The 9,803-nt window shown below is 60.8% G+C and carries 3 protein-coding genes; 2 read left to right on the forward strand and 1 reads right to left on the reverse strand.

Going from position 1 to position 9,803, the window contains the following annotated elements; translation table 11 throughout:
* Positions 1-163: 163 nt before the first annotated feature.
* On the reverse strand, positions 164-1,432 hold the full coding sequence (locus GIW04_RS22930) for an Hsp70 family protein (RefSeq protein ID WP_120247950.1): 1,269 nt from the start codon (positions 1,430-1,432) through the stop codon (positions 164-166).
* Positions 1,433-1,598: 166 nt separating this feature from the next.
* On the opposite strand from GIW04_RS22930, the gene GIW04_RS22935 reads away from it, so the two are divergent.
* Together GIW04_RS22935 and GIW04_RS22940 are read left to right on the forward strand one after the other, a co-directional pair.
* The gene (locus GIW04_RS22935) at positions 1,599-8,546 is read left to right on the forward strand and encodes an NEL-type E3 ubiquitin ligase domain-containing protein (protein WP_120247951.1); all 6,948 of its coding nucleotides are present in this window, start codon (positions 1,599-1,601) and stop codon (positions 8,544-8,546) included.
* A gap of 230 nt (positions 8,547-8,776) precedes the next feature.
* The gene (locus tag GIW04_RS22940) at positions 8,777-9,715 is read left to right on the forward strand and encodes a DnaJ C-terminal domain-containing protein (RefSeq protein ID WP_003188131.1); all 939 of its coding nucleotides are present in this window, start codon (positions 8,777-8,779) and stop codon (positions 9,713-9,715) included.
* The last annotated feature ends 88 nt before the right edge of the window (positions 9,716-9,803 follow it).

The following is a 9,803-nucleotide window of genomic DNA, read 5'->3' on the forward strand; positions in this document are numbered from 1 at the left end:
CTAAACCGGCATCCCTGCCGGTTTACCCCCCAAATCCCTGTCGAATTCCGGCCAGCGTGGTTTGACGGGGCGCTTGAGATCAAAAGCAGATCAAGATCAAGAGCGGCTCGCTTCGCATCGTGGTTACTGTCGGAGAGGGGGGCGCCACGGTGTCAGCTACAACTCAGCAACCGTAACGCTTGCTCGCCTCAATCGCCAAACCACTGCCAATACTGCCGAAGATATTGCCTTCCACATGCCGCGCATTCGGCAGCATTGCCGAGATGCTGTGGCGCAGTGCCGGGATGCCGCTGGAGCCGCCGGTGAAGAACACCGTGTCCACTTGCGCCACGCTCACCGAGGCGTCGTTGAGCAACTGCGTGACGCTGCCGCGTACGCGTTCCAGCAGATTGTCGATGGACGACTCGAACAGCGCGCGGCTCAGGTCTACGCTCAGGCCGGCTTCGATGCGGTCCAGCGGCACGTGGCGGCTGTCTGCCTGGGTGAGCTGGATCTTGGTCTCTTCCACTTCCATGGCCAGCCAGTGCCCGGCGCGCTGTTCGATCAGCTTGAACAGGCGGTCGATGCCGCCGGTGTCTTCGATGTCGTAGCGCATGCTGCCCAGGGCCAGTTGGGATTTTTGTGAGTACACCGAGTTGATGGTATGCCAGGTGGCCAGGTTCATGTGGTGGCTGGTAGGCATGTAGGCGCCGCTTTTCATGCGGCTGCCGTAGCCGAACAGCGGCATCATGCCGGCTAGCGAGAGCTGTTTGTCGAAGTCGGTACCGCCGATGTGCACGCCGCCGGTGGCGAGGATGTCGCTCTGGCGGTTGTCGTTGTGACGACGCTCCGGCGACAGGCGCACCAGGGAGAAGTCGGAGGTACCACCGCCGATGTCGACGATCAGCACCAGCTCTTCTTTGGTGATGGTGGACTCGTAGTCGAAGGCAGCAGCAATTGGTTCGTACTGGAAGGAGATGTCCTTGAAGCCGATCTTGCGCGCCACGTCCACCAGGGTGTTTTCCGCTTCCTGGTCGGCCATCGGGTCGTCATCGACGAAGAACACCGGGCGGCCCAGCACCACTTCTTCGAACTCACGGCCGGCGTTGGCTTCGGCGCGGCTCTTGAGTTGGCCGATAAACAGGGCCAGCAGGTCGGTGAAGGGCATGGCGGTGCCGAGCACGCTGGTGTCGTGCTTGATCAGCTTGGAACCCAGCAGGCTCTTGAGCGAGCGCATCAGGCGGCCTTCGTAGTTCTCCAAGTATTCGTGCAGCGCCAGGCGACCGTACACCGGGCGGCGCTCCTCGAAGTTGAAAAAGACCACTGACGGCAATGTGATCTTGTCGTCCTCCAGCGCGATCAGCGTCTCCTCGCCGGGGCGGATCCAGCCGACGGTGGAGTTGGACGTGCCGAAGTCGATGCCGCAGGCACGGGCTGGGGATGCGTTTTTCATGTCTCACAGGTTCCGGGCAAAAAACGGCCGCGCAGTGTATGCCACTGGCGCGCGGATGCGTAGACCGGTGATCCGTAAATCCACCGGCATTCGTGCTACATAGCTACGTCTTGAGCCTGCCGGGGTTTGGCTAGGCTGCGGTTTTACCGCTCACGGATGAACCGCTATGCCTGATGCAACCTTCACCGCCGACCTGCGCGGCGTGCACTACGACTTCCTCAAACAACGCGTGCCAAGCTGGTTCCTGGAGGGCACGACCCAGCGCCAGGAAGAGCTGGGCCAGCACGAGATGGACATTCCTTCCTGGTACCTGGCCGCGACTCACCAGGACAAAACCGCCCTGGCCGCGCAGCACACACGTTTTCGCGAAACCCTCAATTCAATCGAAGCGCATCTCGGCCAGATCGACGACATCCTCGCGTTCGCCGAGCAGCCGCTCAAGGACGCACTCAAAAAGCAGTTCAACCTGGAGCTGGATATACGCAATGTGTTCTTCGTGCGCAAATATGCCTACAAAGGTGCTCGCGATGATTTTTATGGCGCCTTCGTGTTTGACCAGCAAAACGATCCCTCCCTGACCCACACCTACCGAGGTGTCTCCCTGCTGGAAGCGGCCCTGGCCAATTTCGAGGCCGATGAAGAACAGCCATCGCCGTGCAACGATTGCCAACTCATTACCCGCTGGAACCCCGACAACCCCCATATCATCGCGACATTCGCGGCCGTCAGCGCCCACGCCGTGGCGATCAAGCCCCATGAGTTTGCCAAGCTGTGCCGCTCCCTGGACCTCGGCGCCCAGTATCACAAGCACATCAAGGAGGTGGTCGAACCCGACGCCGCCCAGGAGCGCGAGGCGCTGGAGCAAGTGCTTGAGGAGCATCAACGCCAGCAACTGGCGCTGAGCATCGAGATTGCCCGGTTGCAGTTAAACGGCGCGTTGAGTGCCGATGCCTATCAGATGCTCAAACAGGTGGTAGCCGGTTCCGGCACGCCGAAGCTTGCGGGTAAGCCGGTTACCTATGCCGCCCTCAAGGTACTGGACAGCGTGCTGGTGGGGCCGCTGCTGATCGGGCCAGACCGTGCACATTCGGACCGTACCGAGCGCCTGGTGGTTTACATACCCGGCGACCCGCAACAGCCGGTCAAGGAGTACGCCTCCAGTGGCGAGTTCATGGTCGACCTGCGCATGCGCTTGCACAGCGCGTCGTATCGACGCTTTTTCAGCCGCTTTGTACCGGTGCGCGAGCAAGGCGGATTTTTCGCTCGTTTCAACCGGTTGTACCAGCCCGCCGACAATGACAACGGCGGGACGGATTATCCGCTGCGTAAGGCGTTGGTGCATTTGCCCATGGACGAGTTCCTCCTCAGCGGTGATCTCTGGCAGCGCAGTCGCCAGGCGCATATCCGCAAGATCTTGAGTGATGCGCGGGCCGTGGCCGTACCCACCGAGGACGAGGACCGCAAGGCGCGGCTGGAGCGCCTGGAAAGTTTTTTCGATGCCGCTGTCAGCGTGTTCAACCTGGCGGCCTTCGTGGTGCCAGGGCTGGGGCCTATCATGCTGGCCGTGGGCGCGTCGCAGATGTGCTACGAGGTGTTTGAAGGGATAGAAGCCTATGGGCAAGGCGAGCCACGGCAAATGTGGGCGCATTTTGCGTCGGTGGCGTTGAACGTGGCGTTTATTGCCACCGGCGCCAAGGTGTTGCCCGCCATCAAATGGCAAAGCGCGGTGGACCACCTCAAGCCTGTGACGATGCCGTCCGGCAAGCAGGTGCTGTGGAACCCTGACCTCGCGCCCTACGCGTCGCCGGTCAAACCGGCGCCCGAGGCCAAGGCCAACGCGCTGGGCCTGTATAACCACGACGGTCAACAGTTGCTGGCATTCGAGGATGCGCATTATCAGGTCAGGCAAGACCCTCACACCGGCGATTACCGCATTCAGCACCCGACGCGGCTCGACGCTTATGCACCGGAGCTGGAGCACAACCACAACGGCGTTTGGACCCACGAGCTGGAAGAACCGCTGACTTGGGACGAATCAACCCTGCTCAAACGCTTGGGGCTTGCCGAGCAGGCCGACCCGCTGCGTATCAGCGGCGTCGACACCGACGTGTTGCGCCAGGCCGCGGTCCATCACGAGCCACTGCCGTTGCTGCTGGAAGACACGCTCAAGCGCTTCCAATTGCACCAACAGCTCACCACCTTTGTCGAGCAGATAAAAAGCAGCGACCCATTGGTGTACTCGAAAGCCGAACCGGCGCTGCAATTTGACCTGCTTCAGCGCCGTGGCCTGCTGCCCGACAACGTGGCGCTGAAAGTTATCGGCCCTCAGGGCGAGGTGCTCTGGGAGGCAGCTGATGCACCGGCGTCGGCCAGCAAGCGCGTCATGGTGGTGACCGAAAGCGCCATGGCCCAGGGCCGTTTGCTCCGGGAGTTGCTGTACACCTTGCAGGGTGTCGACCCGCTGCTCAAAGAGTTTCCAGGTAGACCCGAGGAATCGCTGGAGGTGCGCGCGGGCAAGCTGCGCCATTATCTCGGCGATGCCGTTGACACCCTCAAGGGGCCGTTGCTGGAACAACGCTACCAAGTGCTGAACCCTACGACCGATGCCGATGTACAACGTTTGCTGGATACCTATCCTGCCTTGCCCACAGCGGTCGCCGAGCGTGTGTTGCAAGGGGCGACGACAGATCAACTGCAGGCCTTTCGCAACACGCGCCGCTTGCCCGAGCCCCTGGCCACGCAAGCCCGATGGTGTGCCCAGGAAACCCGGGTGGCCCGTGCCTATGAAGGGTTGCACCTGGACACCCTGACGCACCTCGACAGCCAGCGCCTGGCCTTGCGCACCCTGGAAACCCTGCCGGGCTGGCACCGCGGCTCGCGCATCGAGCTGCGTCAGTATTCGGCTGAAGGCACGGTGCTGGATGCCATCGGCTCCCCTGACTTTCCGCATAAACGCACGCTGGTATTGCTGGAACGCGGCGACTTCCAAGCCTCCATGCCCGGCGATTTTTACAGCGCTATATGGGAACAATTGCCGCTCGATGAACGCCAGCGCCTGGGTCTGAGCAGTGCCGCTGAACTGAAGCAGACGATTCAACGCAGCCCGTTACCGCGTGAACCGTTGCGCACGGTGCTGGAGGAGAACCCGTTGCGTAAGCCTGACTATGACCCGATGGCCAGGCTGTTGGGCGGCGCGCCTGGGGTGCGACAGTTGTTAAGGACGGCAGGGAGTGTGCTTCGCTCCCCGGCGGAGCGGGTACGGCGGTTGTTTCCAACCTTCAGCGACGAACAGGTCACAGCGTTCATTGAGTCGCTGGGCACAGACGTGCGGGGCGAGTTGGCCAGCCGTGAGTTGGAGTACCGCACCCTGAAAAAAACCTTGAAGGTCTGGGCACAAGCAAAGGGGCCGCGGGCCTTGGCCCCTTACAGCGAGGAGTGGCGTGTGAGCGAAGAGATCAAACGCTGCTGGCGCCGTGAGACCGGGAACCAACTGCACATTCGCCTGCCGAGGGACAGTCTCTATTGGGTGGATTTGCCCGGCATAAAAGGGGGCTTCGACCATGTCCGGGAGTTGGTGTTGTCGAATGTCAAATGGGGTGGGCATTCCAGTGCGTTGTTCCTCGAAAACTTTACCGAGTTGAACAGCCTGAGCATCACGGGGGCCGAAATGACCGAGCTGCCTGCGGTGATTGGCGACATGAAACAGCTCACGTCGCTGAAGCTGCACGCCAACGGCCTGCAGTTGACCGAACGCAGCGCGGGACTGTTAAGCGATCTCAATGCGCTGCAAGTGCTCGACCTGTCGAGTAACCCATTGGGGGTGACGCCAGACTTCAGTGGCATGCCCCATTTAAGAGAGCTGAATCTATTCTGGACGCGAATCGAGCGGTGGCCGTCGGGGTTGAGAGAGCAGGCCGGGCTGGAGCGCCTCGACCTGCGCCAGAACCGTCTGCAACAGGTACCGCAGGACAACCTGGTGCCGCCCGCGGATCAATTGGAAGCCGTGGCACGGATCAACAATGTCACCTTGCTTGAGGATAATCGCTTCCCGCCCGATTACTGGAAAACATTCGATAAGTACTGGCAGGACCTGGCCCAGTCTCGACCCGACCTGTTGCAAGGGGCGCTTGAGGGCGCTTTCGACAGTAAAAATCCGCGCATCGAGAAGGTGGTGTACATGTACCCTGAGTACTCCGTGCAGAAGGCCAGGGCGCTTATCTGGTCCTGGGGTGAAGGGGCTGAGGCGCAGCTGAACCGCCTCTGGCAAGAGCATTCTGTGCTGCTCCGGCAGTTGAACGGATGGCTGTTTTCAGGCGGTGGTGAGCGCCAGCGCTATGTGCGTGTCGGCGAGCGTGCCAATGACGCAGGGTCTTTGCGTGACCGCCACCATGCCTGGGAGCGTATCTTGCGCTGCTGGAGGCAAGACACACCGCAACAGCTCACCAATGATGGCGAACCTTTCGGGCTTGAGTTGAACCTCAGTGATCTGAACCTGCCGAGCCTGCCTGACCTGGATGCGGATTTCAGCCATGTGGGTTCGCTCAAACTGAGCAATATGAACCTGCGAACCTCGCCGGAAGGGTTCCTCGCGCGTTTTCGCGGCGTGCGCTGGCTCGACTTGTCGAACAACCAGTTGCGTGAGTTACCGCCGGCGGTTGGGCAGATGCATGGCTTGACCCGCTTGTCCCTGCAAAACAACCGGATCCGCCTGACTGCCGATTCGGCGGCGATACTTTCCTCACGCATCACACTCAAGGCTCTGGTGCTCAATTCAAACCCTCTGAGCAGGGCGCCGGACTTCAGCCAAATGACCAATCTGCACTCGTTGGGCATGGGGGCCACCGGCCTCGATACGTGGCCTACCGGGTTGGACGAGCTCCCCCTGTTGGACATGGTGTACCTGCGAGGCAACAATATTTCCACCTTGCCCGATGCGCTGGTCGCACCGTCGGATGAGCAACTGGAACAGACACTGCGGGTCACCCGGGTCACCGACCTGGGCCTGAACCCGCTGTCCGCCGATACGCGTCAACGCATCAACGCCTACGGCGACCGGCTCACCGCCACAGAACGAGCAGCCAATCGATTGGTCGCCAGCGTGACGAGTGCGGTGGATGGCCCGGTGGAGCTGCATGGCGCGGATGCTCCGTTTCGGCGCTGGTCCACGGGCTTTTCCACTGAGCAATTGGCGCAGCGCCGGCTCCAGTGGTCCACCCTGCGTGCATTACCCGGTTCGGACGGCTTCTTTGAAGTGCTCCGGGACCTGGAAATAGCGCCCGCCGGTCTTGAGGACTTGCAGCGCCGCATCTGGGAGGTGATCGATGGCATCACGCAAAACAGCAATGAGTCCGAGCAGTTGCGCAAGGAGATGTTCGAGTGGGCGGGGCGGGCGGCCTGCTGTGACCGGGCGGCATTGACCTTCAGCAACCTGGAGATCCTGCTGATGACCCACAACGCCAAGGCGCTCGCTTTGGACTCGACCCAGGGTGCGGCCCTGCTGAAGCTGTCCAAGGGGCTGTTCCGTCTCGATGAGCTGGAAAAGATCGCCCTGGAGGATATCGACCAGCGCAGAGCCGCGATCACCGCACGCGAGGGCTTGACCCCCACCCAACGTGAGAGGGCCTTGAGGGCCGTGGAAGAGGTTGAGGTGCGCATGGCGTATCGCCATGAGCTCAAGGATCGCCTTGAATTGCCCGGTCAACCACAGCACGCCCGGTTTGCCCATTTCGGCAATGTGACCCAGGAAATGCTCGATGCGGCCTACCTACGGGTGCTCAGCCTGGATAACTCCGCCCAGGAGTTGCAAGCCATGCTCGCCAGAGACTTCTGGAAAGACTATGTGGCGAATAAATACCGTGCGCAGTTTGAAGCACAGAACGACCCCCATCACGATCAAATGGAAGCCTTGCAGCGCGATTTCGAGGCCGGGACACTGCCTCGCGCCAGCTACGACACCAAGGTCAAGGCATTGCAGGCGCAGTTCGAGATCGAAGAAGCGCAATTGATCGAACGCTTGAGTCGCGATGAAGTGGCGCAGGCGCTGGTTCCGACGGCAAGCCTTGAAGTCTTGGTAGAAAGCGCCGGCCCCGGGCTGCAACTGTCTCAGGCGCAAGCCATCGACTTTAATGGCAAGCGCTACTTCGTGGCGAGCATGCCCGATGCGGGCGATGGCGAGCACTACGTGTTATGGGTACAAGCGGCGGATAACCCCTTGCGTTTGACCAGCAGCGCAATCGTCGCCAAGCCTGATGTCAATGGAGTGTGGCGACGTAGAGGCCTGGCGGGCGGGATGGTGCAGCCGGGGTCCGACGATGAGTTTGTCGATGCTTCGGAATCCATGCCGGTGAAGCCCTATACCACGGCCGAACTCAGTTACATGCGCCGGGAAGTGCACTTCACGGCCAACCCTAATCCGGTCGGCAGTTACATCCGCGCCAACAATGGCAAGTACCCCCTCAGGGATTACCAGGGCAGGCCGATCCGTATCCGCTCCCTGGAAAGGCAAGTGACCTTGGACTCCGGCACCCAATACACCTCCGCGCAGGTCAAACCCTACATTCAGTTTGAAGGGTATGAGCACGTCGGCGCACGTTATGAAGCGCAACTGCAACTGCGCACATTCACGGCACAGGATGTGAAAGTGCCGGGCGAAAAGGCGTTGATCGGCCAGTCCATGGTGGTGGCCAACCGGCGTATTGCCAAAGGGGAAATCGTCGGTGTATACGGCGGTACCGTATTGCCGTCGGGTATCTTCGGCGAGGGCGGCCAGACCTACACCATGAAGGTGGGCAGCCAGAGGGTTGCCCAGGGCAATAGTCTGGTGGAGCTGCCGATCCATTTGTCGGGGGACAATATTCTGTCGCGGATAAACACCCACTTTGAGTACGACGACAACGGCAAGCCGCTGCGCCAGGCGCCAGGTGGCTATAACGTCGAGACGGTGGGGTTTGATGTCGAGGCCGATATGTGGCTGGGCGTGGGGCCAGGGGCGCAGGTAAAGCGCAAACCCTTCATCCTCAACGCTCTTTTCGCCACAGAAGCTATCGCCGCGGGCACCGAACTGCGCATGGACTACCAGTACACCGAGGGGATGATAAAAAAGCAGTTCGCCTGATCCTACCCGCATCGGTAATCGGTCCGTCGTCGTAAATAGCGCTATCCCATCTTGAAAGGCGGCGTTTTGCCCCAATCTTGTGGGCATATCCAGGCGGTACACAGTCATTGCATGACGTCTGTGTGCCGCCGCTTAACTTATGACGCGCCCTGACATCAATTCCCAGGCTGCCAGCCATGGCGTGCCGTGTGGCGGGCTGCGCGATATCGATAACGGATGGTGATGCCCCCATGGATTTCAAAGACTACTACAAGATTCTCGGTGTCGAGCCGACGGCTGACGACAAGGAGATCAAGTCGGCTTATCGCAAGCTGGCGCGTAAATATCACCCGGACGTCAGCAAGGAAAAGGATGCCGAATCCAAGTTCAAGGATGCGTCCGAGGCCTATGAAGCGCTGAAAAGTGCCGACAAACGCGCCGAATACGATGAACTGCGCAAATACGGCCAGCATGGCCAGCCGTTCCAGGGGCCACCGGGTTGGCAGAGCCGTGGAGGCTTTGGTGGCGGCCAGGACGCGGGCGATTTTTCGGACTTTTTCAGTTCGATCTTCGGTTCGCGCGGCGATGCCTTCGGTGGCGGCCAGCGCCGTCCTACCGGGCGCAAGGGCCAGGATGTGGAGATGCAGCTCATGGTTTCCCTGGAGGAAACCCTGTCCACCGAGTCCAAGCAGATCAGCTTCCAGGTGCCACAGTACGATGCTTCCGGTCGGCATGTGAGCAACACCACCAAAAGCCTGAACGTGAAGATCCCGGCCGGTGTGGCCGATGGCGAGCGCATTCGGCTCAAGGCCCAGGGCGCGCCGGGCATTGGTGGCGGGGCCAATGGTGATTTGTACCTGATCATCAAGTTCGCACCCCACCCCAAGTTCGAGGTGGACGGCGAAAACCTGATCATCAACCTGCCGCTGGCACCCTGGGAACTGGCGCTGGGCACGGAAGTGGCCGTGCCGACTCTCACCGGCAAGATCAACCTCAAGGTGCCTGCCGGCAGCCAGAACGGCCAGCGCATGCGCGCCAAGGGCCATGGCTTGCTGAACAAGGCCGGGCAACGCGGCTATCTGTTCATCCAGCTCAAGGCGGTGATGCCCAAGGCGGCGGATGATGAGGTCAAAGCGCTGTGGGAGGCCTTGGCACAAAAGGCCGCGTTCAATCCGCGCGAGCAGTTCTGAACGGGTCATTGATTTAGTTAGCGCCAGGCGCAAAACCGGCGTGCCTAGGATGACAACCTCTTCCAAGAAAAAGGTTGTCATCCTATGC

This window comes from Pseudomonas sp. PA-4-8C (assembly GCF_021606625.1).
GTDB lineage: Bacteria > Pseudomonadota > Gammaproteobacteria > Pseudomonadales > Pseudomonadaceae > Aquipseudomonas > Aquipseudomonas lactis.

Bases quoted from the DNA above. Each gene is read 5' to 3' on its own strand.
- GIW04_RS22940 (WP_003188131.1), top strand. From the start codon at position 8,777: ATGGATTTCAAAGACTACTACAAGATTCTCGGTGTCGAGCCGACGGCT.
- GIW04_RS22935 (WP_120247951.1), top strand. From the start codon at position 1,599: ATGCCTGATGCAACCTTCACCGCCGACCTGCGCGGCGTGCACTACGAC.
- GIW04_RS22930 (WP_120247950.1), bottom strand. From the start codon at position 1,432: ATGAAAAACGCATCCCCAGCCCGTGCCTGCGGCATCGACTTCGGCACG.